Source organism: Arthrobacter sp. KUASC02, assembly GCF_059739395.1.
Window position 1 is genome coordinate 1,020,771 of sequence record NZ_AP046053.1, and the last position, 25,731, is coordinate 1,046,501.

The 25,731-nt window shown below is 66.7% G+C and carries 21 protein-coding genes; 10 read left to right on the plus strand and 11 right to left on the minus strand.

The features are described 5' to 3' along the window. The first annotated feature begins 3 nt into the window (after positions 1-3). Entirely contained in the window at positions 4-933 is a 930-nt protein-coding gene (locus AC6JAC_RS04725; protein WP_497963606.1) for a hypothetical protein, read from the plus strand. Between the two features lie 124 nt (positions 934-1,057). Here AC6JAC_RS04725 and AC6JAC_RS04730 read toward each other — a convergent pair whose 3' ends face one another. The 4 genes from AC6JAC_RS04730 to AC6JAC_RS04745 all read right to left on the minus strand — a co-directional run bounded on the left by AC6JAC_RS04730 (position 1,058) and on the right by AC6JAC_RS04745 (position 6,741). Then, entirely contained in the window at positions 1,058-3,277 is a 2,220-nt protein-coding gene (locus AC6JAC_RS04730; protein WP_497963608.1) for an alpha-galactosidase, read from the minus strand. Between the two features lie 161 nt (positions 3,278-3,438). Next, a complete protein-coding gene (locus tag AC6JAC_RS04735) occupies positions 3,439-4,779 on the minus strand; it encodes an ABC transporter substrate-binding protein (protein WP_028269899.1) in 1,341 nt (446 codons plus the stop codon). Positions 4,780-4,842: 63 nt separating this feature from the next. Continuing rightward, positions 4,843-5,772, minus strand: a complete 930-nt coding sequence (locus AC6JAC_RS04740) for a carbohydrate ABC transporter permease (protein ID WP_028269900.1) — start codon at positions 5,770-5,772, stop codon at positions 4,843-4,845. A 12-nt stretch (positions 5,773-5,784) separates the two neighbouring features. Then, on the minus strand, positions 5,785-6,741 hold the full coding sequence (locus tag AC6JAC_RS04745) for a carbohydrate ABC transporter permease (protein WP_028269901.1): 957 nt from the start codon (positions 6,739-6,741) through the stop codon (positions 5,785-5,787). A 216-nt stretch (positions 6,742-6,957) separates the two neighbouring features. Here AC6JAC_RS04745 and AC6JAC_RS04750 point away from each other — a divergent pair, with 216 nt between their 5' ends. Together AC6JAC_RS04750 and AC6JAC_RS04755 are read left to right on the plus strand one after the other, a co-directional pair. Beyond that, a complete protein-coding gene (locus AC6JAC_RS04750; protein WP_497963611.1) occupies positions 6,958-8,160 on the plus strand; it encodes a Gfo/Idh/MocA family protein in 1,203 nt (400 codons plus the stop codon). Between the two features lie 14 nt (positions 8,161-8,174). After that, positions 8,175-9,194, plus strand: a complete 1,020-nt coding sequence (locus AC6JAC_RS04755) for a LacI family DNA-binding transcriptional regulator (RefSeq protein WP_028269903.1) — start codon at positions 8,175-8,177, stop codon at positions 9,192-9,194. 18 nt (positions 9,195-9,212) lie between these two features. Here AC6JAC_RS04755 and AC6JAC_RS04760 read toward each other — a convergent pair whose 3' ends face one another. From AC6JAC_RS04760 to acs, 5 genes are all read right to left on the minus strand, one after another. Next, positions 9,213-10,004, minus strand: a complete 792-nt coding sequence (locus AC6JAC_RS04760; protein ID WP_028269904.1) for a DeoR/GlpR family DNA-binding transcription regulator — start codon at positions 10,002-10,004, stop codon at positions 9,213-9,215. A gap of 58 nt (positions 10,005-10,062) precedes the next feature. Next, positions 10,063-10,986 (minus strand): carbohydrate ABC transporter permease, encoded by a 924-nt coding sequence (locus tag AC6JAC_RS04765; protein ID WP_347898101.1) that lies wholly within the window; start codon positions 10,984-10,986, stop codon positions 10,063-10,065. Further along, entirely contained in the window at positions 10,983-11,960 is a 978-nt protein-coding gene (locus AC6JAC_RS04770) for a carbohydrate ABC transporter permease (RefSeq protein ID WP_497963614.1), read from the minus strand. The genes AC6JAC_RS04765 and AC6JAC_RS04770 overlap by 4 nt, the downstream gene beginning before the upstream one ends. A 15-nt stretch (positions 11,961-11,975) precedes the next feature. Next, positions 11,976-13,286, minus strand: a complete 1,311-nt coding sequence (locus AC6JAC_RS04775; RefSeq protein WP_051628756.1) for an ABC transporter substrate-binding protein — start codon at positions 13,284-13,286, stop codon at positions 11,976-11,978. Between the two features lie 222 nt (positions 13,287-13,508). After that, positions 13,509-15,629 carry an acetate--CoA ligase gene (gene acs, locus AC6JAC_RS04780; RefSeq protein WP_497966763.1) on the minus strand — a complete coding sequence of 707 codons (2,121 nt, stop codon included), beginning with the start codon at positions 15,627-15,629 and terminating at the stop codon, positions 13,509-13,511. Positions 15,630-16,120: 491 nt separating this feature from the next. Between acs and AC6JAC_RS04785 the strand changes: the two genes are divergently transcribed. Genes AC6JAC_RS04785 through AC6JAC_RS04795 form a run of 3 tightly spaced genes read left to right on the plus strand, consistent with a single transcriptional unit; the run spans position 16,121 to position 19,197 of the window. After that, positions 16,121-17,680, plus strand: coding sequence for a hypothetical protein (locus AC6JAC_RS04785; protein ID WP_497963616.1), 1,560 nt, complete (start codon positions 16,121-16,123; stop codon positions 17,678-17,680). 9 nt (positions 17,681-17,689) lie between these two features. Continuing rightward, positions 17,690-18,523: an endonuclease III gene (gene nth / locus AC6JAC_RS04790; protein ID WP_051628748.1), complete on the plus strand. Its 834-nt coding sequence runs from the start codon at positions 17,690-17,692 to the stop codon at positions 18,521-18,523. Beyond that, complete coding sequence (locus AC6JAC_RS04795) at positions 18,520-19,197, plus strand: NUDIX hydrolase (protein WP_347898108.1); 678 nt, start codon at positions 18,520-18,522, stop codon at positions 19,195-19,197. The genes nth and AC6JAC_RS04795 overlap by 4 nt, the downstream gene beginning before the upstream one ends. 75 nt (positions 19,198-19,272) lie before the next feature. Here the strand turns inward: AC6JAC_RS04795 and AC6JAC_RS04800 are convergent, their stop codons facing one another. Together AC6JAC_RS04800 and AC6JAC_RS04805 are read right to left on the minus strand one after the other, a co-directional pair. After that, entirely contained in the window at positions 19,273-19,473 is a 201-nt protein-coding gene (locus tag AC6JAC_RS04800) for a YegP family protein (RefSeq protein ID WP_028269912.1), read from the minus strand. A gap of 161 nt (positions 19,474-19,634) precedes the next feature. After that, positions 19,635-21,341: a bifunctional 3'-5' exonuclease/DNA polymerase gene (locus AC6JAC_RS04805; protein ID WP_497963619.1), complete on the minus strand. Its 1,707-nt coding sequence runs from the start codon at positions 21,339-21,341 to the stop codon at positions 19,635-19,637. A 433-nt stretch (positions 21,342-21,774) separates the two neighbouring features. Here AC6JAC_RS04805 and ssd point away from each other — a divergent pair, with 433 nt between their 5' ends. From ssd to AC6JAC_RS04825, 4 genes are read left to right on the plus strand one after another with little or no spacing between them, the layout of a single operon-like run. Continuing rightward, entirely contained in the window at positions 21,775-22,911 is a 1,137-nt protein-coding gene (ssd, locus tag AC6JAC_RS04810) for a septum site-determining protein Ssd (protein ID WP_497963621.1), read from the plus strand. Further along, complete coding sequence (locus tag AC6JAC_RS04815; protein WP_497963623.1) at positions 22,908-24,188, plus strand: TadA family conjugal transfer-associated ATPase; 1,281 nt, start codon at positions 22,908-22,910, stop codon at positions 24,186-24,188. The genes ssd and AC6JAC_RS04815 overlap by 4 nt, the downstream gene beginning before the upstream one ends. Next, positions 24,185-24,964: a hypothetical protein gene (locus tag AC6JAC_RS04820; protein ID WP_497963625.1), complete on the plus strand. Its 780-nt coding sequence runs from the start codon at positions 24,185-24,187 to the stop codon at positions 24,962-24,964. The genes AC6JAC_RS04815 and AC6JAC_RS04820 overlap by 4 nt, the downstream gene beginning before the upstream one ends. Continuing rightward, a complete protein-coding gene (locus AC6JAC_RS04825) occupies positions 24,961-25,578 on the plus strand; it encodes a type II secretion system F family protein (RefSeq protein WP_454699333.1) in 618 nt (205 codons plus the stop codon). The genes AC6JAC_RS04820 and AC6JAC_RS04825 overlap by 4 nt, the downstream gene beginning before the upstream one ends. Positions 25,579-25,731 lie beyond the last annotated feature (153 nt).

Here is a 25,731-nt window from a genome sequence, read left to right on the forward strand (position 1 = left end):
GCGATGCGCCGTGCCGCAGTGGGACTGGTGGCCCTCGCAGCACTCATAATTCCGGCACCCGTTGCGTCTGCCGGCCCGCCGTCGACGAAGGGCGATGACAAGGTCATTGAGCTTCCCGGCGCTTCGTCCGCCGAAGGCATAGCCGAGGGAGAGGGCACCACCTTTTTCGCCGGGGACCTCATGAAGGGGGACATCTTCCGGGGCGACATCCGCCGCGGAACCGCCCGGCTGTTCATCGATGTGCCGGACGGCCGGATGGCGGTCGGCATGAAAGTGGACGTGGAGAACGGCCTGCTCTTCGTTGCCGGCGGCTTCACCGGACAGGCCTACGTGTATGACACGGACACACGGAAGACCGTGGCCACGTACCAGCTGACGGCGGACCCGGCTTTCATCAACGATGTCGCCGTCACGGATGACGGCGCCTGGTTCACCAACTCCGTGAAGGGCGAGCTGTACTTTGTCCCGGTGGATCGCCACGGCAAACCGGGTGACGAGGTCAGGACGCTCACGCTGAAAGGACCTGCTGCTGAGACTCCTGCCGACTTCAACCTGAACGGCATTGCGGCCGTCCGGGGCGGCCGGACCCTGATCCTGGCGCATTCAGCGAACGAAGCCCTGTACACGGTGGAGCCGGGATCGGGTGAATACGCCGACACCGCAAAGATCACCGGTGCCAGCCTGCCCTACGTGGACGGGATTGTGGTGAAGGGGAACACCCTCTGGGCCGTGCAAAACATGATCAACCAGGTGAGCCGCGTCCGGCTGGACTCCCGACTGGATTCCTTCGAGGTCAAGGACGTCATCACCAGTCCTGACTTCCAGGTCCCGACGACGGGGGCCCTGTTCGGCGATACCCTCGCCCTGGTTAACGCGAAGTTCGGCGTTCAGGGGGCCAGCACGTACGAGGTGGTCCTGGTCGACGCCCGCTAGGGACTTTCGACGCCCGCTAAGCGGTCGTGGAAAGCAGGGAGCCTGCCGGCCGGGTTGCTACCCGGCCGGCAGGCTCTTTGGGTGGCGCTGAAGCTGCGCGGCGCTGAAGCTACAGGCAGTGAACCTACACGGCAGTCAGGCGCAGCAGCACTGCGTGTTCCGGGTTGAGGACGGGCATGGGCAGCCCCACCTCGGCCAGGAACCGGCCGCTGGCATCCGCCCCGGCGGCCAGCCAGGCGGGCGGCTGCGCCTGGGTGTAGTTGTGCGCGTAGTCCGCGTCGCCGGGTGTCGGGAAGATGGCCTCAACGCGGTAGCTGCGGTCCTGGTCCAGTCCCGGAATGGTGATGCGTCCCGGACGCTCCGCGAACGAGGTCCGGGTGCTGACCAGCGCGAACAGAGCTGCCGTGTCTCCGGTCGCCGGGGTGCCCTGGGAAACGACGCCGTGCAGCATGAATGAATCGTCGGCAACATCCGCCCGGACCATCCGGCCCGAGTGGATCAGGCCGCGGTGCTCCTTGTACAGGCCGATGAACCGCTTGAGTTCTTCGCGCTCCGCGCCGTGGACCTGGCGGACATCCCATTCCATGCCGAAGTGCCCGAAGAATGCCGTGATGGCGCGGAATGAAACGTCGTGCGTGCGGGCCGTCGTGTGGGACGTGGTGGGGCCGATGTGACCGCCCACCAGCTCCGGCGGTACCACCAGCCCGGTCCAGCGCTGGATGGTCTGTCGTTCCAGGGCGTCGTTGCAGTCCGAAGCCCAGATCCGGTCGGTCGTTTCCAGGATCCCGAGGTCCACGCGGGCTCCGCCGGAGGAGCAGCTCTCAATCTCCAGGCCCGGGTGGGCCTTCTTCAGTTCGCCAAAGAGGCGGTAGGCGGCCAGCGTCTGCTGGTGCACGGAGGAGCGCCCGGCGTGGCCGTGTTCGGTGAGGTCCCGGTTCTGGTCCCACTTCAGGTAGCTGATGTTGTTTTCGCGGAGCAGGGCGTCGATGCGGTCAAAGACGTACTGCCAGGCCTCGGGGTTGACCAGGTCGATGACGTGCTGGTGGCGCCAGGTCAGCGGCAGCCGGCCGCCGTCCTTGTAGGACCGGACAGCGGGTCCAACGATCCATTCCGGGTGGGCGCGCGCCACGTCGGAGTCCAGGTTGATCATTTCGGGCTCCACCCAGAGGCCGAATTCCATCCCGCGGGAGGTGACGGCATCTATCAGCGGCGTGAGGCCGTCCGGCCACAGGCCCTCGTCCACGTACCAGTCGCCCAGGCCCGCCTGGTCATGCCGGCGGCCGCGGAACCAGCCGTCGTCGAGCACGAAGCGTTCCACGCCCAAGTCCGCCGCCGAATCCGCCAGTTCGACCAGCGTGGTGAGATCGTGGTCGAAGTAGACGGCTTCCCAGACGTTGAGCACCACGGGCCGGGCCTTGCCGGTGCCTGCATTACCTGCTGAAATGGCTGACGCCGAGGGCAGCACGTGGTGCGGACGGTTCCTGAACCAGCTGTAGAAGGCCTCGCTGATGCCATCCAGGCCGCGGTCCGAGTAGGCCGCGAACAGTGCGGGGGTGGTGTAGCTGCCGTTCGGCTCGAGGATCACTTCGGCCGGGCCCAGCAGCTCGGAGCCGCCGATCATGGTCCTGCCGTCGCCGATGGTGTCCGCGAACTGTTCGTGGTTTCCGCTCCAGGCAAGGTGGGTGGCCCAGACCCTGCCATGGCGGTTGCCGAAGTTCGCCGTGCCGGCGGCCAGCAGCAGCGAGGAGTCGTGGCCGGTGCGCCCGTGGCGCCCGGTCCGCACCCAGGTGCCCTGCTGGATGGCCCGGCGCTGCGGGTGCCGTTCACGGCACCAGCGCCCGGTTAGGTCAAGAAGTTCGACGGCGTCAGGAGCCACCGGCAGCACGGTGGCCAGTTCGTCGAGCTGAAAGGGTGAAGTGCCCGTGTTGGTGACGGTGTGGCGCATTTCCAGCAGGCCGCCGTCGTGCAGTTCCAGCGTGGATTCGACGGTGATGCCGGCGTCCGGATCTGACTGGACAATCACAGCTGAATTCCCGACGGCGGACGTTCCGCCGGCTTTGACGTCCGCGACGCGGAGGCGGACGGAGAAGTCGTAGCCGGGCACGCCGTCGGCGATCCGATGCCCGCGGAGGGCAGGGCGTCCGCGCCAGCTCGACGACGCCTGCGGCAGCAGCCCGGCCGGGACGGCTGCGTCGGAGGCGGAGGGCGGAATCGGTTCGCCGAGGATGGCCAGATCGGGCAGTGTCGCGCCCAGATCTGCGCCCCAGTGAATGACCTCGGCCTCCCCGCTGTCGAAGCTGATCACCAGGCTGGTGCCGGCGGAGCGGAGGTGCAGGGGATCCATGGGGTTTCTCTTTCGTTGTGGCGGGCGTCCGGTGACGCTGGCGGCGGGGTAAATATGTACGTGCGGGGTGGGGTGCCCCGGGTGCCGCCGCTTCGCGAGGATGAAACGGCGGCACCCGGGGCCGTGGCTGCGACCACTTACGCAGCCACTACAGGTGCGGTCTACTTGAAGAGATCGTTCACCTGGTTGTTGGCTTCGGTCAAGGAGCTGGCGGGCTTCTTGCCGGAGAGCACGGCATCCATTGCCGGCTTCATGATGCCGTCAACTTTGGCCGCTTTGTCCGCGATGGGGAAGAGGAAGGTGGTCCCTTCCTTGACGTGCGTGGTGAAGGCCGAGACGTCGGTGCCCTTGGCCTTGAACGCTTCGGCTGCCTTTTCGGAGGAGCTGGTGATGGCGGGGAAGACGACAGCCTTGGAAGCCACAACGTCCTGGCAGGCGGTAGAGCCGAGGTATTCAACCCACTTCACGGATGCCGCCGGGTTCTTGGTGCCTGCCCAGACGGAGTCGGCGAGGCCGTTGAACATGCTGGCACGCTTGCCGTCGGGACCCTTGGGGGTGGGGGCGAACGCGGTCTCCACGCCCTTGTAGGTCTTGTACTGGCCGATCAGCCAGTCACCCGTGGTGTTGATGGCGGCCTTGCCGGCACCGAAGTTGTCCGCCAGGCTGGCGCCGACGGTGGTTTCCAGCTTGGGCATGTAGCCCTTCTCGATCAGGCCGGCCCACCATGCGATGGTTTCCTGGAATTTGGGGTCATCGTAGTTGAACTTGGTGCCCCACGGGTTCTTGTCCGTGGCGGTCCAACCCGTGGTGGCGCTGAGGAAGCTCCATTCGGTCTGGCCCTGGCCGGAGCCGCTGCCTGCCAGGCCCAGGCCGTAGACAGCCACGTTGTTCTTGTCGAAGCCGGCTTCGTCGCCGCGCTTGCCGCTCTTGTCCGTGGTGAGGTGCGCGATGGCCTTCTCGTAGCTGCCGCCGTCCTTCGGGTTCCAGTCCAGGTTGGCCATCTGCTCGGCGGTGAGGCCGGCGGAGTCCGTCATGGCCTTGTTGTAGAACAGGCCTACGGTGTCCCAGTCCTTGGGCAGGCCGTAGCGCTTTCCGTCCTGGCCGACCCAGAGTTCCGGCAGGCCCTTGGTGTAGCTGTCCAGCTTGACGCCGTCCTTGGCGACGGCGTCGTCCAGGGAGAGCAGCTGCTTTTTCGCGGCGTACTCGGGGTACTTGGAGAGGTGGTTCGTGAAGACGTCCGGGGCGGTGCCGGCGACGAAGCCGTTCGTCAGGGTGGTCCAGTAGTCGTCCCAGCCGCGCTGGGTGATCTTGACCTTGATGTCCGGGTTGGCCTTGGTGAAATCGTCAGCGCACTGCTGGTAGGCCGGGAGCTGGTTGGCGTCCCACAGCCAGTAGTTGATCTCGCCCTTGGCCTCGCTGGAGGCGGGGCTGCCTCCGCCACAGGCGGAGAGGGACAGGGCGATTGCCGCGGCGGCAGCTGCGACGCCGATGGTTTTCTTCATGATGGACCTTTCGAGGGTGTTTCTGGAGACGAACGTGTTTCTGGGGAAAGTGAACTGAAGGTGTTACTTGATTCCGGAGAAGCCGATGGAGTTGACCACCTTCTTGCCGAAGGCAATGAACAGCAGGAGCACCGGGAGCGCGGCCACGAGCGTTGCGGCCATCAGGCCGGTCCAGTCGGGGGCTCCTTGCGGTGACTGGGACTTGAAGACGCCCAGGCCCACCGTGAGCACCCGGACGTTTTCGTCCTGGCCCACCAGGAGCGGCCAGAAGTATTCGTTCCACTGGCCGATGAAAGTGAGGAGGGCCAGTGTGGCCAGCGGCGCCGCTGCGTTGGGCAGGACGATCTGGAAGAAGATCCGTAGGTGCTTGGCGCCGTCGAGCATGGCGGCCTCTTCCACTTCCCGGGACATGCTGAGGAAGAACTGGCGCAGGAAGAAGATGGCGAACGGGGTCATGAACAGGAAGGGCAGCGTCATGCCGGCAAAGGTGTTGAGCAGGCCCAGGTTCTTGATCATCAGGAAGTTGGGCAGCGCGGTGAAGATTGGCGGGACCATCATGGTGGCCAGGAACAGCCCGAACACGGCGTTCCGTCCGGGCCAGCGGAGCCGGGAGAACGCGTAGGCTGCCATGGCGCTGAAGAAGACCTGCCCTGCCGTGGTGACGCTGGCGAAGATGACCGAGTTCCGCAGGTAGAGCCAGAAGTTGATCGCGGCTCCCGAGCCTCCCTCGGCGATGGCCTCCTCGGGGCTCTGCATTCCGAGGACCCGCTTGAAGGCTCCGAGGTTGAAGTCCGCGGGAAGGAGGTTGCCTGCGTTGGAGGCCAGTGAGGCATTCGTGGACAGTGCCGTGCGGAGCATCCACAGGAAGGGTGCCACGGTGACGGCGACTGCAACGGCCACCAGGGCCCAGGCTCCGACGCGCCGCCAGTTGACGGGCTTCTTCTTGACGGGAATGTTGCTGACGGACTTGCGGGTGAGTGTGGAGGTGCTCATGGCTGGGGTTCCTTAGTCCAGATCCGATTCGTTGCCCTTGAGGAACTTCATTTGCACGAAGGCCACCAGGGCAAGAATGAGGAAGAGAATGACGGACAGGGCCGATGCGTAGCCGAAGTCCGATTCGCCAAAGGCCTTTTGGTAGATGTACATCTGGATGACGCGGGAGGCGTTGATGGGGCCGCCGCCGGTGGTCACTGCCACGGTGTCGAAAACCTGGAATGAGCCGATGACGGTGACGACGAGCACTAGCACCATCACGGGGCGCAGGAGCGGCATGGTGATGCTCCAGAAGGTCCGGGTGGGGGACGCACCGTCCAGCGATGCAACCTCGTAGACGTGGTTGGGGATCGACTGCAGCCCGGCGAAGAGCAAGAGGGCCGTGTAGCCCATGTGCCGCCAGACGTTGACGGCGGCAATGGTGGGGATTGCCCATTGCTCGCTGCCGAAGAAGGCGATGCGCGGCAGGCCCATCCAGTTGATGATTTCGTTGACGATGCCGATTTGGTAGTCGAGCATCCAGAACCACAACAGGGCGACGATGACGTTGGCCACCAGGAAGGGAAGCAGCAACGCGCCGCGGATGAACGTGGACTTTGCCACTCGGTGCATCAGGAGGGCCAGTCCGAGGGCGATTACGGTCTGGAAGCCGATGTTCAGGCCCACGTACTGGACGGTGACCCCCATGGCGTTCCAGAACAGTTCATCGCCAAGCATGGCGGTGTAGTTCTTGACGCCGATCCAGGTGGGGTCGCCCAGGATGCTGTACTCGGTGAAGCTGAGGTAGACGCCCCGGATGGTGGGCACCAGATAGAAGAGAACAAAGCCGATCATTGCCGGGAAGATGAAGAACAATGCCATCTTCAAGTCGCCGAGCCGGCGAAGCCGGCCCTTCCGGGCGGTCTTCCCGGCCGTGGGGAGTCCGGGCCGGGCTGCCGGGTCCTGTTGCTGCTTGGTAAGGGTGGTCATCATCGACCCTTTCCTGACTGTGATGTGGGTAACAACTGTTGATGAATCTACACGAGTAGATTTGAGGTGGCAAGTATTTTTTCCTGCAAACAAAGAAAGTTACGGCTGACGCTTCTAAATTCGTTGACTCGAGTAGATTCGGGTGGAAGACTTTGGCGCAGGCCCATACGGGGCCTTTATGCCCGCAATCGCGGGCCAGCCAAGGGAAGGTAAACAATGGCGTTTTCAATCGGAGTCGTCGGTGTCGGGCAGTTCGGCGGCCATTTCGCCCATCTCTTCAAGCTCCACCCGGGAGTCAGCGAGGTTTACGTCGTCGACGAACGGCCGGAACGCGCCGCCGCGGCGCAGGAGCGCTGGGGCCTGGACGGGACCAAGGCGAGTTTCGAGGAACTGCTGGCGTCCGACGTCGACGCCGTCGCCATCTTCACGCAGCGCTGGACCCACGGTCCGCTGGTGGAGCAGGCGCTCCGCGCCGGCAAGCACGTGTACTCCGCAGTGCCGATGGCTATTTCGGAAGAGCAGATCGAGCGCATCATCGAGGCCGTGAAGGAAACCGGGCTGGTCTACGCCATGGGGGAGACCAGCTACTACAACCCCGCCACCGTCTACGCCCGCAACCAGCACGCCGCCGGCAAGTTCGGCCGGATCTTCTACAGCGAAGGCGACTACGTCCACGACATGGACCTGGGTTTCTACGACGCCTACCAGTACAGCGGCGGAGACGTCTGGAAGTCGACGGCGAGCTACCCGCCCATGCTGTACCCCACCCACGCCATCGGCGGCGTCCTGGGCGCGCTGCCGTCCCACGCGGTGAGCGTCAGCTGCATCGGCGTCAAGGACGACCGCGACGACGGCGTCTTCGACAAGGACGTCAGCATGTTCGGCAACGACTTCTCCAATGCCACCGCACTCTTTGAACTGAACGACGGCGGCGCGATGCGGACCAACGAGATGCGCCGTGTGGGCTACCCGTCGCACATCCGTGAATCCCGGTTCCGCTTCTTCGGCACCGAAGCCAGCTTCGAGCAGCTGGCCAAGGTCACGGTGTGGCAGGACAAGGAAAACGTCCACGACATCTCCGAACAGGTGGAAACCCGGCCCAGCATCCCGCTGGACGACCCGTCGCTGGCCGACGTCGCGCCGGAACTGCGCGACGCCTTCATCTCCGGCCTTGCCCCCGTGCATGACCGCAGCCGCCTGCCGGAGGAATTCCGCGGCGCCCCGAACGGGCACGAGGGAAGCCACCAGTTCCTGGTGGACGACTTCGTGACTGCGGTCAATGAAGGAACGCTGCCGCCCGTCAACGCCTGGGTGGCCGCAAGGTTCACGCTTCCCGGAATCGTGGCGCATGCCTCGGCCCAGCAGAACGGCGAACGCCTGCCCATCCGCGATTTTGGCGACGCTCCGCGGGACGCATAGCTAGCATGTACTCCATGACCATTCCCGCAACGCACCCGACCCGAGGTCCGGTAACCCGCAAGGATGTTGCCCGCTATGCGGGTGTGAGCACGGCGGTGGTCAGTTACGTTGTCAACGGCGGCCCTAAACGGGTGGCGCCTGCCACGGAGGCGAAGGTCCAGGACGCGATCCGCGTCCTGGGCTACCGCCCCAACGCCGCTGCACGTGCCCTCAAACTTGGGTCCAGCGAGACCATCGGCCTGATCATTCCGGACAACAGCAACCCGTTCTTCTCGTTGCTGGCGCACGCCGTGGAAGACGCAGCCGGCGAACTCGGCTACGCGTTGTTCCTGACCAACTCCGACGGCGACCTCGCCAAGGAACGCCGGCACATCCGGAACCTGGCCGCGCGCCAGGTGGACGGAGTGGTGCTTGCGAGCGTCCTTTCCGAACCGGACCTGGCGGACCTGGAATCGGCGGAGATTTCATCGGTCCTGCTCAGCCACAGTGAGAGGCCCGCCGGCGTCACCAGCGTCGGCGTGGACCTCGCCGCCGGTGCACGCACTGCCGTGGAACACCTGATCGGCCACGGCCACACCAACATCGGCCTGGCCATGGGTACCACCACGGCCAATGAGGCCGATGACCGCGAACAGGGCTGGCTGCAGGCGCTCGAGGCTGCCGGACTGCCCGAGGGCCCCATCGCGCGCAGCGCCTTCACCCGGGACGGGGGCTACGCCGCGGGCAAACGCCTGCTGGCATCAGGGCACCGCCCCACGGCGATTTTTGCGAGCTCTGACATGCAGGCAGTGGGCATCCTCCGTGCCCTGCACGAAGCGGGACTCACCGTTCCGGGCGACATTGCCCTGGCCGCCTTCGACGGCTCGGTGGAGGCCGAATATTCGTGGCCTCCGCTGACCACCGTGGAACAGCCGGTCCGTGCGATGGCGGACGCCGCAGTGCGCGCGCTGGTCGGCGCCGGCCGCGGCGAGCCGCCCCGCCACCACGTCTTTCCCACGAAGCTGCTGGTCAGGCAGTCCTGCGGCTGCCCGTAGAGCTTTCCGGCAACACCGCTAGCCGGCGTCCACGATCCGCAGCCGGCTGACGCTTTCCTGCAGGAACCGGCGCGCGTCCGCACTGAGGCCGGAGTCGCTGATGACCTCGTCCGCCTCCTCGAACCCCGAGATGGTGCTCATGCCCTGGGTGCCCCACTTGGTGTGGTCGGCCACCACCACCACCTTGCGCGAGGCTGCCACGAACGCACGGTCGGTCTCGGCCTCGAGCAGGTTGGGCGTGGTGAAGCCGGCATCGGGATCCATGCCGTGGACGCCCAGGAACAGCAGGTCCAGGTGCAGCTGCTTCAGCGCCGCCGTCGCAATCGGTCCAACCAGGGCGTCCGACGGCGTGCGTTCGCCGCCGATCAGGATCACCGTGGACCCGTACCGTCCGGCACCGGAGGATGAGCCGTGATGGAACACGTCGGCAATGCGGATGGAGTTGGTCACAACAGTGATCCGCGGTCCGTTGACCAGCTCCTTGGCCAGGGCCCACGTGGTGGTTCCGGCGCCCAGTCCCACCGCCATCCCTTCATGGACAAGGGACGCCGCTTCCAGGGCAATGGCCCGTTTCTCGGCCGTGAGTTGCGTGGATTTCTGTTCGAAGCCCGGTTCGTGCGTGCTGGCATCGCCGGGAAGCTTGGCGCCGCCGTGGATCCGCTCCACCCGGCCGCCTTCCTCGAGCAGCTCGATGTCCCGCCGAACGGTCATGAGCGACACGCCAAGCTGCTGGGCCAGGTCCGAGACGCGGACCACCCTCTCGCGCTGGACTGCATCCACGATTGCCTGGTGGCGTGCTGCGGGGAGCATGGAATTCCTTTCGGGCTGCGGGCGGGGGAGTGCTGCCCCCGTCAGGTTCCATCATGGTCTACCCCTTGGAGGAACCGAGAGTCAGCCCCGCAACAAACTGCCGCTGCAGGAGCAAATAGATCACCAGCGTGGGGATGACCGTGATCACGGCGCCGGCGGCCAGCAGGTTGTAGTTATTTAGGAACTGGCCCTGGAGGTTGTTGATGGCCGTGGTGATCGGGAGCCGGTTGCCACTCTGGATGAACAGGAGCGGCCAGAAATAGTCGTTGTAGATGAAGATGACCTGCAGGGTGCCGAGGGCAGCAAACGCCGGCCGGCACAGCGGGAGGATGATCTCCCGGTACTGCCGCCAGATTCCGGCACCGTCCACCAGCGCGGCTTCGGTCAGGTCGGCGGAGAGGGCCTTCATGTAGTTGGAGAGTACGAACGTGCAGAATCCCATCTGGAAAGCGGTGTTGACGGCGATGACGATGATGTACGTGTTCAGCATGTTGCCGGAATCGCTGAAGGAGTACGGCACCTCGAAGTGCTTGGCCATCTCGAACAACGGCGCCGCCAGGACCTGCGGCGGCAGCAGGTTGCCGGCGGTGAACATGATGAGCAGCGTGATGTTGAACTTCCAGTTCACCCGGCTCACGGCAAACGCCATCAGGGACGCCAGGAACAGGGTCACCAGCACGGCCGGAACCGTGATGATGACGGAGTTCCAGAAGTAGGTGGCGAATCCGCCCTGCGTCCAGGCCTGGATGAAGTTGTCGAAATTGAATGCGCCGGCAAGGCTGAAGTAGCCGTGCTCGTTGGTGGACGCCACCGGCCGGAGGGCAGTGAAGACGGACCAGCCCAGCGGGATCAGCCACATGACGGCCATGACCGTCAGGAAGATGTGGGTCCCGTAGTGGCGTTTCGGCCGGCTTCCGGACCTGGGTGCGGGGGCGGTAGCTTTCCTGCCGTCGCGTGCTGTGCTTGTTGCGGGGGAGCTCATGCTTTGTTCTCCTTGCCGAACGTGCGGCTGAGGTAGAAGACGATGGGGACAAGGGAAATAACCAGCAGCACCACCGCAAGGGCAGAGCCGACGCCGATCACCTGGCCTTCGCCCACAAGGTTCTGGATCACCAGGGCGCTGAGCATTTCCAGGCCGTTGGTGCCGCGGTTGATGACGTACACAACGTCAAAGGCCCGCAGCGACTCAATGATGGTGATGACCACGATCACGATGTTGATGGGACGCATGGCCGGAAAGACCACCCGGAAAAACGTCTGGTAGCCGTTGGCGCCGTCGATTGCGGCGGCCTCCTTGAGGCTGGGATCCACGCCCTTGAGCCCGGCCAGGTACAGGAGCATGACATAACCGGCGTGCCGCCAGGTGGCTGCGATCATGGCGGCCCAGATGTTGACCGAGGAATCTCCGAACCAGTCCACGGCCTGCGGCGTCCCGGCGGTGCCCAGCAGGAAATTCAGCAGCCCGTTGTCCCGCTGGTAGAAGAGCTGCCAAATGATGCCGATCAGGGCCAGCGACAACATCACCGGGGCGAAGAAGATGCTCTGGTAGATCTTGCTGCCGCGGATGTTCTGGTCCAGCAGCACCGCAAGCAGCAAACCGAGCGGTGTTGCGATGAGTGCCAGGAACAGGAGCCACAGCATGTTGTGCTGCACCGCCGGCCAGAACGGCGGGTAATCCTGGGAAATGAATTGGTAGTTGTCCAGGCCGGCGGGGCGGATGTCGCCCAGGTCCAGTCCGTTCCACCGGGTGAAGCTCAGGCCCACCGACATCAGCATGGGCAGCCACACCAGGGTCAGTTCGATCAGGGTGGGGATGCCCACCATCAGGGACAGGACAAGCTTGTCCCGCCCGGACAGGCGGCGGACCCGCCCGCCCTTGGCCCTGCCGGTTCTCCCGGGAGGGCCTTCAGGCTCCCGGGATTCCGGCGGAATCAGTTCTCGTGCGGTGCTGCTCATGGAAGTCTTCCCTCGCTATTGTGCCGCGTACAGCGTCTTGGCCTGGGCTTCGAGGTTTTTGACGTCCATCTTGCCGTCCTTGATGAAGCTCTGCAGCGCGGGGATCATCACGTTGTTGGCCATCGCGGGAAGGGCATCCCGGTCGAAGAACTGGCTGATGTATTTGGCGTTCGCGATGGTGTCCGCACACGCCTTGTTGAGGGGCGTGAACTTGGACGTGTCCGTGCCCTTGGCCGTGGCGATGTTCGATGAATCCACCGCGGCGTACGCGTCCTGTGCCTCGGCAGACCCAAGGAAAGCCATGAAGTCCCGGGCCGCCTTGTTTTCGCCGCCCTTCTTGGACAGCAGGAGGCCGTCGATGGGGGCTTCGACGGCGTCGCGGCCTTCCATGGCGATCTCCGGGAACGCGAAGAACCCGATGTCCGCCAGGACCGCGGGATCGGTGAACTGCTGGGTCACGAAGGAACCGAGAAGGTACATGCCGGTCTTCTTGGCTTCAAGTGCCTTTGCGGCGTCCTGCCACGTCTGGCCCAGGGCCGCCGGGTCCTGGAACGGAAGGAGTTCGGCCCACGTGTCGAAAACGGCGCTGACCTTCTGCTGGTCCCAGGATTCCTTGTGCGCGCACAGGTCCACGTGGAACTGGTAGCCGTTAAGCCGCATGTTGATGTAGTCGAAGGTGCCCATGGCGGGCCAGCCGTCCTTGTCGGCGAAGCCGATGGGAATGATGCCGTCAGCCTTCATCTTGGTGGCCAGGGCCTTGAGCGCGTCGAAAGTCTCCGGAACCTCGTAGCCCTTCTCCGCCCAGAGGCTCTTCCGGTAGAAGAAACCCCACGGGTAGTTGTAGTTGGGGACGAAGTACATCTTGCCGTCGGGGCCGGTGGACGCCTTCTTCAGCGCGTCGGAGTAATTGGCGCCGATGCTCTCCCAGACGTCGTCGATGGGTGCCAGGAGTCCCTTGCCCGCGTAGTACTGCATGCGGTAGCCGGCAAACCATGTGAAGGTGTCGTCCGGGGAGCCCTGCAGGTAGGAGTTGATCTTGTTCTGGAAATCGTTGTGCGGCACCACGTTGGTGGTGACCTTCTTGCCGGACTTGGCGGTGAAGGCGTCCGTGACGGCCTGGTAGGCGCGCTTGGGAACATCATCCGAGGACCCGGAACCGAACGTCAGGCCGGGCGAGTCGGAACCTGTGGCCGACGGTCCGCTTCCGCCGGTACAAGCCGCGAGGAACGGAATCCCCGCCAGGCCCGCTGCGCCGACGCCGACGGTCTTGAGGATGGTCCGGCGGCTCGGAAAAGCGGTTGCCGACGCATCAAACTGTGCTGCCATGTTCTCTCCCTTGAAAAATAGCTGCATGTGAGAGACCTCACATGCTCATGACTATAACGTCTCAAAAGGGAACAGGAAAGAACGGGAAAGAACATTTTGACGGCAATCGCTATTTGAATCGTCACAAAGCACCGCGGCCCCGTTTTCCCCGCCGTGGCGGGGGAAAACGGGGCCGGCTGGTTTCCCGGGAGGCGTCCGGGACTGTTAGTTTCTGAGCGGCCGCTACTTCCGGAGCGACTGGGCGATCTGCGCCATGACGGTGTTGTCGGCCAGTGTGGTGGCGTCGCCGGGGTCGCGGCCTTCCGCGACGTCCTTGAGGAGCCGGCGCATGATTTTCCCGGACCGGGTCTTCGGCAGTTCGGGCACCACCAGGATGGTTTTGGGTTTGGCGATCGGACCGATTTCCTTGCCCACGTGGTTGCGGAGTTCCTGGACGATCGCGTCGCCGGAGTCCACCGCATCCTCACGGAGGATCACGAACGCGACCACGGCCTGTCCGGTGGTTTCGTCGGCGGCGCCCACGACGGCGGCCTCGGCGACGGCCGGGTGGCTGACCAGGGCCGATTCGATTTCCGCGGTGGAGAGCCGGTGGCCGGAGATGTTCATGACGTCATCCACCCGGCCCAGGAGCCAGACGTCGCCGTCGTCGTCCTTCTTGGCCCCGTCGCCGGCGAAATACATGGTCTCGAACCGTGACCAGTAGGTCTCCTTGAAGCGTTCCGGGTCGCCCCAGATGCCGCGGAGCATGGCCGGCCACGGTTCGCGGATCACCAGGAACCCGCCGTGCCCGTTCGGCACGGATTCGCCGAGTTCATCCACCACGTCGACGGCGATGCCGGGCAGGGGGACCTGGGCGGAGCCGGGCTTGGTGGCTGTGACGCCGGGCAGCGGGGCGATCATCTGGGCGCCCGTTTCGGTCTGCCACCAGGTGTCCACGATCGGTGCCGGGTCCTCCTTCTTCTCGCCGTTCTTGCCGGCGTTGGCGCCGATGACGTCGCGGTACCACATCCAGGCTTCGGGGTTGATGGGTTCGCCCACGGAGCCCAGGACGCGGATCGAGGAGAGGTCGAACTTGGCCGGGATCTCCTTGCCCCACTTCATGAAGGTGCGGATCGCGGTGGGGGCGGTGTAAAGGATGGAGACCTTGTACTTCTCGATGATCTCCCACCAGCGGCCCTGGTGCGGGGAGTCCGGCGTGCCTTCGTACATGACCTGGGTGGCGCCGTTGATCAGCGGGGCGTAGGCGACATAGGAGTGGCCGGTGATCCACCCGACGTCGGCGGTGCACCAGTACACGTCCGTTTCCGGGTGCAGGTCGAAGACGGCCTTGTGGGTGTAGGCGCCCTGGGTGAGGTACCCGCCGGTGGTGTGCAGGATGCCCTTGGGCTTGCCCGTGGTGCCGGAGGTGTAGAGGATGAACAGCGGGTGTTCGGAGTCGTGGCCCACGGCCGTGTGTTCCGGGGAAGCGGCGTCAACGGTGTCGGCCCACCAGTGGTCCCGGCCCTCGTGCCAGTCGACGTCCTGCCCGTTGCGCTTGACGACGACGACGTTCTCGACGGTGTGGCCGCTGCCGTCTCCTTCGTGGGACAACGCATCGTCCACCGCATGCTTCAGGGAGCTGGGCTTGCCGCGGCGGTAGGTGCCGTCGGCGGTGACGACGAGTTTGGCCCCGGCGTCGTCGATCCTGGAGCGCAGGGCCTCGGCGGAGAAGCCGCCGAACACCACCGAGTGGACGGCGCCGATCCGGGCGCAGGCCAGCAGCGTGATGACGGCCTCGGGGATCATGGGCAGGTACACGGCCACGCGGTCGCCCTTGGCAACCCCGAGGGACTCGAACGCGTTCGCGGCCTTCTTGACCTCTTCGGTGAGCTGCGCATACGTGTACGAGCGGGAATCGCCGGGTTCGCCTTCAAAGTAGATGGCCACCCGGTCCCCGAGCCCGTTCTCCACGTGGCGGTCCAGGGCGTTGTAGGCAGCGTTGATCTCGCCGCCGACGAACCATTTCGCGAAGGGCGGGTTGGACCAGTCCAGGGTCTCGGTGAAGTCCTTGCTCCAGGTGAGCAGTTCGCGGGCCTGCTTCGCCCAGAAAGCCGGGCGGCCGGCGTCGGCCTCTGCATAGTCCGCGGCGGTGACCACGGCGTTGGCCGCGAACTCCGGTGACGGAGCGAACTTCCGGTTCTCCTGGGAGAGGTTTTCGAAGGCGTCGCCGTTCCCGCCCTGGGCTCCGTTGGCTGACGGGCCTGCGGCTGATGCGGAGACTGCAACGGCTCCGGCGGTGGACAGGTTGGCCGGCACGTCGGTGTGTGCAGCGGTGGCCGTGGAGCTGGGAGTGTCCTGGGACATGGTGAACCTCATCATTCATCGATCTTTGCTGCGCGGGACGGGCCGCCACCGGGCCGCAGCCGTGCCGCATGCGCGGCATCGGGCATCGGCTGGTCACGGCTGTACCGCAAAGAGCTGTTCCGAAATAAACACTAACGCCTGCCCCGCGCCAGACGTGTGCCCCGTCACATAGCGAGCCGTGAGCGGTGTTTATTAAGCGCCGAATGGTTCCCGGAGGTCCGGGGCTGCGAGCTCCCGTGCCGGAACCGGAGCCTCCGCCGGCCTTGCCGGACGCCCCGCATCCACCCGGCAAACAGGCGGGTGTGCTAGGGAAATCCGCGGGTGTTTTGCCGGGCCCGCCTCCGGCCCGTCAGCTAGTGATCAGCCAACCACTTGGCTAGGCTGAGATGGAGTTGTGACATCCGATGGAGGCGACAGGACCGCTTGCGGTCCCGTTCCTGCCTGCCGTTAGGAGGCGCTGTCCAGGGCGCCGCCGTGCTAAGGAGAACAGTATGAACCAGCAAAGCCATGGACAGCATAAGGCCGTCCATACGCATCCCGGTCAGACGGCCGGCCAGGCCACCGGCCCGGCTTCTTCCGGCAAGCCGGCAGGCACTGACGGGCAAAAGTCCGCGGGAAGCAGGCTGACGGCCAAGAAGAACGAAACGGTGCTCGGCCCGTTCACCGTGCGGGACCTCACCGTCTTCACGTCAACGCTGATTCTGTTCGTCGCGTCGCTGATCCCGATGTTCGATTCCCGCTACAACCTGTGGAACCTGGGAAGCCTCTTTTTCCTGGGCCTGGGCGTCATCCTGCCGCTGATCGTGACGGCCCTTTTCGTGGCGCGCAGGCTGAGCCCGGAGTCCAAGGTGCGGGTGGGGTCGCTGTCCATTGACCAGTTCGCGTCCGTGGTGGCGTCGTTCACCCTCGGGTTCTTCTTCCTGTCCGCGGCCGAAGCCTTCATTCCGGTCATGCTGGTGGGCCTGATCGGATCCGTCGGGCTGTTTGCTGCCACCGTGCTGGCACGCTTCATTCCCCTCCTCGCCGGTGACTTCCTGGACCGCGCGGAGGTCCCCGCACACGTTGTGGCCCGCGAGTCTGCCGCGCCGTTCCGCAAGCCCAGCGCCTCGAAGGAGCCCAAGGCCGCCAAGGACCCGGGTTCCAGCACTCTGGCCGGCTGGTCGAAGCGACTGACCGCGGGTGCCGCGGGTGCCGCAGGCGGCGCTGCCGCCGGAAAGGCAACGGCCGCCGGTGCGGCGAACACCGGTGCGGCGAACGCCGACCGCCCGTACGCCGACCGCCCGTACGCCGGAGCTGGCGCCAGTGAAGCCCCGCGCGCAGCAACCTCATACGGAGAGACGCAGCACGCAGCAGCGCAGCAGGGGACGGCGCAGGCCGCCGCACCGCACACAGACTCTGTGCCGGCTGCTGCCGCCGCTGCCACGTCCGGCAACGCAGCCGGCAACAACGCTGCTGCCGCTACTGCAGCAGCAGCAGTAGGTGCCGCCGCCGCCAGCCGCGGTACGGACGCTTCGCCCGCAACGCAGGCCGCCGACGTCGTACCTTCCGCTGCGGAACGGACGCAGGCCGCCGGCGTCGCGCCTTCCGCTGCGGAGCGGACGCAGGCCGCGGCAGTTCCCGCGGCCGCGGGCCGGGATTCAGCCGAAGCTCCCGCCACGGGTGCTTCGCCGGCAGCGTCGGCTCCCGCGGCCTCCGAGCACGCAGCTTCGGCTCCCGCGGCCACCGAGCACGCAGCGTCGGCGCCGGCAGCTTCGGCGCCGGCTGCGACGATGCTGAACCCGCAGGTGAAGTCGCAGGAGCCCATCGGCGCCACCGTGGACCCCTACAGCCGCCCGGAAGAACACGACGAGCAGCCGGTCCACGAGGCGTTCTGGTTCGCCGTCGCCCAGCCCCGCACTGCAGTCGACGAGCGGACGGGCATGCCTGCGTTCGTGATCGAACCCGGCGGGTGGGTTCTGGCCCTGGAAGACCGCGGGCACGAATTCCTGGTGCAGCATACCGACGGCCGCGTCGGCGTGCTGCGGGACCTCAGCAACATCGAGCGCGGCTAGCCGGCCACGATGGCCACCGTTTCCGGGACGCCGAATCCGGGCAGCATCACCCCCAGGGCGGCGGGCGAGTCCCTGCTGGCGCTCAAGCGGCGCGCCCGCAGGATCAACCGGGCGCTCGCGGAGCTCTACCCGTATGCGCACGCCGAGCTGGATTTCCGCAGCCCCTTCGAGCTGCTGGTGGCCACGGTCCTGTCGGCACAGACAACCGACGTCGTGGTCAACCAGATCACGCCGCTCCTGTTTGACCGGTATCCGGACGCCCGGAGCATGGCCGAGGCGGACCCTGCCGAGCTTGAGGTGATCCTCAAGCCAACCGGTTTCTTCCGCGCCAAAGCGCGGAACGTCATGGCACTCTGCAACCGGCTGGTGGACGAGTACGACGGCGAGGTGCCGCCCCGGCTGCAGGATCTGGTGACGCTGCCCGGAGTCGGACGGAAAACGGCCAACGTGGTGCTGGGCAACGCTTTCGGCGTTCCCGGAATCACCGTGGACACGCACTTTGGGCGGTTGGCCCGCCGGTTCGGCTGGACCGACTCGGATGATCCCGTGCGTGTCGAAGCGGACGTGGCCGAGCTTTTCGAGCCGAGGGACTGGACCATGCTCTCGCATCGCGTGGTCTTTCACGGGCGGCGCGTCTGCCATGCCCGCAAGCCGGCCTGCGGTGCGTGCGCGGTGGCCACCTGGTGCCCCAGCTACGGAGCCGGGGAGACGGATCCGGTGAAAGCAGCCAAGCTGCTCAAGTACGAGCTGGCCCCGGGGCAGGAAGCCCTCCTGGCCCAGCTCCTGGCGGAGACCCACCGGGCTGCCGAAATCCGGATGGAATCACAAAAGCGGGGGAAATGACTGCCCGCCAGGACCTCGTCGGCCTCATTGAGGCAATTACCGCCGGGAACGGCCCGGAGCGCAATCCTTATTGGCGGGACCTGACCGTGGACGATTCTGTCGCCCGGAAGGCCGCGGTGCTGATGCTCTTCGGCGCCCTGGACAACGTCCCCGCCGTTTCCTCGAAGCACCTGGCGCCGGCCGACCTCGATGTCCTGCTGCTGGAACGTGCCCACACCCTGGACGACCACCCCGGCCAGGTGGCGTTTCCAGGCGGAGGAATCGACCCGGGCGAGACGCCCATTGAAGCTGCCCTCCGTGAAGCGGAGGAGGAGACCGGCCTCGATTCAGCCGGTGTGGAGGTTCTCGGCGCCATGCCGCAGCTGGCCTTGCCGCGCGGGAACTTCCTGGTGACGCCGGTGCTCGCCTGGTGGCACTCGCCGTCTCCGGTCCGCGTGGTGGACTACGGCGAATCGGCCCAGGTGTTCCGTGTCCCGGTCCGCGACCTGCTGGACCCGGACAACAGGGTGATGGCCACCGTCAGCCGGGGCGGCCAGTCGTTCCTCAGCCCAGCCTTCGTGGTGAACAAAGTTGTGGTCTGGGGTTTCACCGGGATGATCCTGAATGAGCTTTTTGATCAGCTGGGCTGGGCCGTCCCGTGGGACCGGAACCGGCTGCACCAGATCGACATTTAACTTCCGGCGGGTCCCTGACCCATCGGTCAGGCCGACCGGGGCCGTACGCGGGCGGCCCGCCCCGTCTGCCCGGGGCTATCCGGTGGCCAGTTCCCGCCGGGCCCGGTTGACCACAAGTCCTGTGGCTGCGCTCTCGCGGACGGCATCAATGCCGGCCACCACGCCTTTGAGTGTCTTGAACCGCGGCGATACCGCCACTACCGTGCCGTCGTCGGCCTTGAGCCTGAAGTAGAAAGCTTCTTCTTCAGCGTTGATGATTTCGAATGTGCCAGCCATTGTGCGGTGCCTCCCCAAATATCCATGCGTCATTGCATCGGCCGGTTCTTTTTCGGTGCTGCACTGCCACTGCTGCGAACCGGCTAATTGAGCTTAACCGGGAGGTGAGACAGTTCACAAAGCTACCCGCGGGTACGTTACAGGCCGCGTCTTCCAGCGAACTATTTGGCTTTGTCGTAGGAATCGACTACGGCAACGCTCACCGGAAATTCCACCGGAATCCGGCCGAACAGCAGTTCCTTGGCCGCCGCGGCCGCCTCCTCGATGGCTCCGATGCAGGCGTCCACCGAAGCGTCAGGGCAGTGGACCATCACTTCGTCATGCAGGAAGAACACCAGTTCGCCGGCAGTGCCGCCGGCCGACCGCATTGCGCGGAGCCGCCGTCGTAATTCCGCCAGCCAGCAGGCTGCCCAGTCAGCGGCCGAGCCCTGGACCACGAAGTTGCGGGTGAACCGGCCGCGGGAGCGGGCAACCGCATCTGCCCGGCGCTGTTCCTCCGCCGTGGTGGACTGCTGGCTCTGCAGCCAGCGGTCCGACGGCGGCGGGCTGCTGCGGCCCAGCCGCGAAGTGACGGTTCCGCCTGCTTCGCCATCCCGGGCGGCCTGTTCCACGAAGCCGACGGCGCGCGGATAGGTGCGCGTCAGCTGGGGCATCAGCCGCCCGGATTCACCCGTTGTGGCACCGTAGATGGCACCGAGCAGGGCCACCTTCGCCTTGGCACGGTCACCGCCGAAACCCTGGGCAGCAATGCCGGCATAGAGGTCCTTGTCCCGGGCTGCCTCGGCCATTTTGGAGTCCTGGGCCAGGGCGACCAGGACCCGAGGCTCCAGCTGGGAAGCGTCGGCCACGATGAGTTTGTGGCCGGGATCGGCGTGCACCGCGCCGCGGATCTGGCGCGGAATCTGCAGTGCACCGCCGCCGCGGGATGCCCACCGCCCGGAGACGACGCCTCCCACCACATACTCGGGCTGGAAGCGGCCGTTGTTCACCCAGGCGTCCAGCCAGGCCCAGCCGTTAGCCGCATGCAGGCGGGACAGTTTCTTGTAGGCAAGGAGTGGCTCGATGGCCGGATGGCTGGATTCCTTCAGCTCCCATTGCCGGGTGGTCTTGACCTCGATGCCGTTCCGGTGCAGGGCACGCATGAGGTCCTGCGGCGAATCCGGGTTCAGGCTTGGCGAATTCAGGAGCCTGCGGAGTTCGGTGTTCAACGCCTCGAGCTTGGCGGGCCGGTGGCCCAGCGGCGGCCGCGGGCCCAGGTAGTCCGCCAGGATTTGTTCGTGCAGTTCTTCCCGCCAGGGCACGCCGGTGTGCTGCATTTCCGCGGCGATCATGGCGCCGGCGGATTCTGCGGCGAGGAGCAGGTGGAGGCGCTGCCTTCGGTTCGCCTCCGTGCTCGCCTGGCCGAGCGCTTCCTGCTGGGCGGCGAACTCCATGCGCAGCTCTTCCAGCGAGTGCCTGGGCTGACGGCCGAGTCCGGAGTCTTCAAAGAGTGCCCCCTGGTGTGCCGGCTGGGGCGGTGGCTGGAGGGCGCGGGGCGGCTGCTGCGAGTCGTCGTCCTGCGTGAGCTTTTCGGCGTTGCGGGCGTAGTCCGTGTGGGCGGTGAACTCCGAATGGGCCAGGATGGCGCCACAGAGCGTCAGGTCATGGCTGCGCTCCAGCTCAACCCCTGCCGCCAGCAGCGCCGGGTACCACTCCTGCGTCCGGTGCCAGATCCAGCGCGGGCGCCGCTTTTCGAGTTGACGTACGACGCCGGCCAGTTCGCCTGCGCTGATCAGGCGCGGTTCGGGGTTGCCGGGGGCGGGGGAGCCGTCCGGTGTGAGCTCCTGGAGGGCTGCGCCGTCAGCGTGGGCGGACAGCAGCAGATACATAGCCTCAATTCTGCCTTGTGGAGCGGGATGGTCTGCGCCGCCGTCTGGTCGATGGCGGAAAGCCTGCCTCCGGGTGCGGGTCCGGCGGGCTCACTGTCCCTCCACAGGTGCCCGGGGCAGGGCGTTGTCCACATGGCTTGCGGCGGGGCTGTCCGGCAGCGCGGCCGCTCGGCACAGTGGCAGGATGAGCAGGCAGCATCTTCAGGAACCCACACCGGAGTTCACGCCGGAATTCACCGGTCCCGGCCCCGTGACGGCCTCCGGCCACGCTTCCCAGGAGCCACCTGGCCGGCATACGGGGAGCCGGCAACCGAGCAGTCGGCAAGAGCGGGGGCGGCAGCCGAGCAGTCGGCAAGAGCGGGGACGGCAGCCGAGCAGCCGGCAAGAGCGGGGGCGGCAGCCTGGCGGAGGCAGCCCGGCGGATCCGCTCGGCATGGCCGGTCCGGCAGCCCGCGGTGCAACCGCGGCAGATGCCCCGGGCAGGGGCGCGTCGGCGGGGGAGCGCGCTCCGGGCGCCTGGCTTCCCGCGGAGTCCGCCGAAACACTTCTGGTGACCGGCTTCGACTTCCTTCGCGGTGAGGTTGAGCGGATCGTTGCCGCTGCCGGCGGCCAGCTTCGCGTCGCCGCCGATGCCACCGAAGCGGCCCCGTTCTGGGACACCGCGTCCGTGGTCCTGGTGGGCAGTGACATCCGCGAACTGCCGCCCCGCCGCCGCGCACCGGCCGTGCTCGTCGGGCTCAGCGGCGAAGGTGACAGCCTCTGGCACCTCGCCGCGGTCCTGGGAGCCGAACGGGTGGCCGTGCTGCCGGACGCCGCCGCGTGGCTGGCCGAATACCTGAGCCGCTCGCGGTCGCCGGAAGCCGGCGGACTGGTCCTGGGCGTGACCGGCGGGTGCGGCGGAGCCGGTGCCACCACGGCTGCGATCTGGATCGCCCAGGCCGCGGCGGAGTGGGGAGCCCGGGTCCTGTTGATCGACGGCGATCCGTGGGGCGGCGGCCTGGAGATTGCCCTGGCCGCGGAGGAAACACCGGGCCTTCGATGGACCGATCTTACGGAGGCGAGCGGGAGCATCGATCCTGAACAGTTGTCCGACGCTCTGCCGGTGGCGGGCGGTTTTTCCTTTCTGTCCTGGCCGGGCAGCCGCGAACGCCAGCCCGGCGTGGAAGCCACCACCGTGGGCGGCGTTCTTGACGCTGCGCGGCGGGGCTACGAACTGGTCCTGGTGGATATCGGCCGCGGAACGGAACCGTTGCGGACGTTTGCCTGGGACTGCGACCGTATTTTGGTTGTGGCACCCGCGCAGCTGAAAGCCGCCGTTTCATCCGCCAGGCTGCTGCAGGAGCTTCCGCCGGTGGACACGGCCCTGGTGATCCGGGGCAAAGCCGGGGCCGTCCTGGACGGGCCGCTGATCGCCGAATCCGTGGGCCTGCCCCTGCAGGGACTTGTCCCGGAAGTGAAGGGCACGGCCAACGCCACGGAGCTCGGCCGCCTGCTGGAGATGGGCCGTCGGCGTACCGTGCGCCGGTTCGCAGCGTCGGTCTTGGATCTGCTGGGCGGCGGGCTGCCATGACCACGCCATCGCAGCCGCCGGGGCTGCCCCGCTTCCCCGGTCCGGCCGGAAGCTTAAGGCGGCGGCAGAGCAGCGCCCTGGACGCCGGGTTGCTCGAATCGGTGAGGGAATCCGTGATGGCCGATTCCGGCCCGGTGACACCGTCCCGGGTGGCCGCGGCGGTTCAGGCCACGGGCCGGCTCCTGGGTACGGCCGGATCGTTGGCTGCCGTCGAGCGGATCAGTGCCGAGCTCAACGGTTTGGGCCGGCTGCAGGTGCTGACGAGGGACCCGTCGGTGACCGACATTTTCGTCAACGCCCCGGACTCCGTCTGGCTGGACCGCGGGAACGGGCTGGAACAGGCGCCCGTGTCCTTTTCCTCCGAAAATGAGGTCCGTTCCCTGGCGTCCCGCCTCGTCGCTGCCGGCGGGCGGCGGCTTGACGACGGGTCCCCGTGCGTGGACGTCAGGCTGGAGGCCGGATACCGCATCCACGCAGTCCTGCCGCCCATTTCGACGGCGGGAACACTCTTAAGCATCAGAATCCGCCGCCATGAGGTGTTCACGCTGGACGAGCTGCGGGACGGCGGCATGTTCGGTGCCCTTGTCCAGGACGTGCTGAAGCATATGGTTTCCCGGCGCCTGAGCTTCCTGATCAGCGGTGCCACGGGATCAGGAAAAACCACCCTGCTCTCCACGCTGCTGGGGCTGAGCCATCCCGGCGAACGGCTGGTCCTGATCGAAGACGCCTCCGAACTTAACCCCGTCCATCCCCACGTCGTGTCGCTTGAATCCAGGCACGGAAACCTCGAAGGCGGCGGTGCAGTGGATCTTGCCGAACTGGTCCGGCAGGCCCTCCGGATGCGGCCCGACCGCCTGGTGGTTGGCGAATGCCGCGGGGCGGAGGTTCGCGAACTGCTGACCGCTATGAACACCGGACACACCGGCGGCGGCGGAACCATCCATGCCAACACAGCGGCAGCCGTTCCTGCCCGGCTTACCGCGCTGGGTGCCCTCGCCGGGATGGGCCCGGACGCCATGCGGCTCCAGGTTGCAAGTGCCCTGGATGTCGTGGTGCACGTTGAACGGTTCCGAGGCCTCCGCCAGGTGGCAAGCATCGGTGTCATTGAAGACGGCGCCCACGGCCTGGAGGTCTCAGCGGCTGTTTCCGTGCGCGGTGGAACCGTCACCTTGGGCCCTTCGTGGCCGGGGCTGGCCCGGCGGCTGGGTATTGACGAATCCCTGACCGGCGGCCGCGATGCGGTGCCGACGGTGCCAGAGTCCGGGGCAGACGGATGATGAGTCTGCTGATCGCCCTGCTGGCACTGGCTGCGTGGCTGGTGGCCCGGCCTCCCGGCGGCCGCTCAGGAAGGATCCGTGCGGCACTGGGCGCCGGGTGCCCCGAGTTGCGCGGCACGCCAAAGGCCCGGCGCTCCATCCGGCCCGGAAAGTCCCGCCACCACCCTCACCATGTGCCCATGACCGTTGTGGTCCAACAACTGGCAGCACTGCTCAAAGGCGGCAGGACGCCCTCGCGGCTGTGGGACGAACTCTGGCTGGTCTATGCCGTCGACGAGCGTCCCGGGGCCGGACAGGACGACGTGCAGGGACTCTCTCCTGCGTCCTTGTCGATGGTGTCCGTGGCAAGGGCGGCCGCAATGCGGGGTTCCCCCGTGGCCGACGCCATCCGTTCGGCGTCGGCCACGGCCTTCCCCGGAAGCCCAAGCCGCGAACGTCGAATCTGGGGTGAGCTCGCCGCATGCTTCGACATTGCCGCAGCGAGCGGCTGCCCGCTGGCGGACGTCCTGACCCGCCTGGCGGCGCAGCTTGAAGTGGAGGACGACGCCGAAGCTGCCCGCCAGACCGCCCTGGCCGGGCCGAAAGCCACCGTCACCCTCCTGACTTGGCTTCCCCTCCTGGGCCTAGGGCTGGGTGTCGCCCTGGGCGTGGATCCGCTGTCCATCCTGCTCGGCACACCGTTGGGGATGGCTGCGCTCGCTGCCGGGGTGGCACTGACAGTGGCCGGCCGGATCTGGTCTGCCAGGCTTGTCCGCTCGGCCATTGGAACATCATGACGGCGGCCCTGCTTCCGGCCGTGGCTGTGGCACTGATGCTGGCCGCCGCCGCGGCACTGGCTTTGACCGGGCACGGCAGCGCACACCGGAGGCTTCTGCGGCAGCACCAGGGGCATCCGGCCGACGGAACCAACGGCGAGGGCGGAAGCACAGCCCGGGCCCCTCGGCCGGCCGGCGAGGGCCTGCGCGACACAGCAATGATGCTGGAGCTGATCGGAGCAATGCTGGACGCCGGGTCGGGGATCGGGCGTGCCTTGGAGCTCGTCGCGGCCTCAGCGTCACCTGAATATCACCGGTCGCTGCGGCCCGTGGTGTCGGCGCTGGCCATTGGCGCCGACTGGGAGACCGCGTGGCGCAGTTCCGAGGTCCGGGCCCCCGAGCTGCTGGACCTGCGGCAGGCCCTGGGCTTTGCCGCCCTGACAGGGGCGCCGTCATCGGCCATTCTCTACGCTCAGGCCGCAAGGCTGCGGCGGGAGCGCTTCAGGGCTGCGGAAAAGCGTGCGGCCGCGCTCGGCGTGCGGCTGGTGGTCCCGCTCGGCCTCTGTTCGCTGCCCGCCTTTATCTGCCTCGGCGTGGTTCCGGTGTTGCTCGCGATGCTGCCCTCCGGAAGCTGACCGCTGCAGCCGGGTCCGGGGCGGCACGGCGCCCGAGTGTTCCTCCACAGCCGCGAGATTCCGGGCTTTTCCACTTAGCCGAACATGTCCCTTATCTCCTTTGGGCCCAGCCGGGAGAGTCAAGTCAGCCGGCACATCAGCCGGAAACCAATG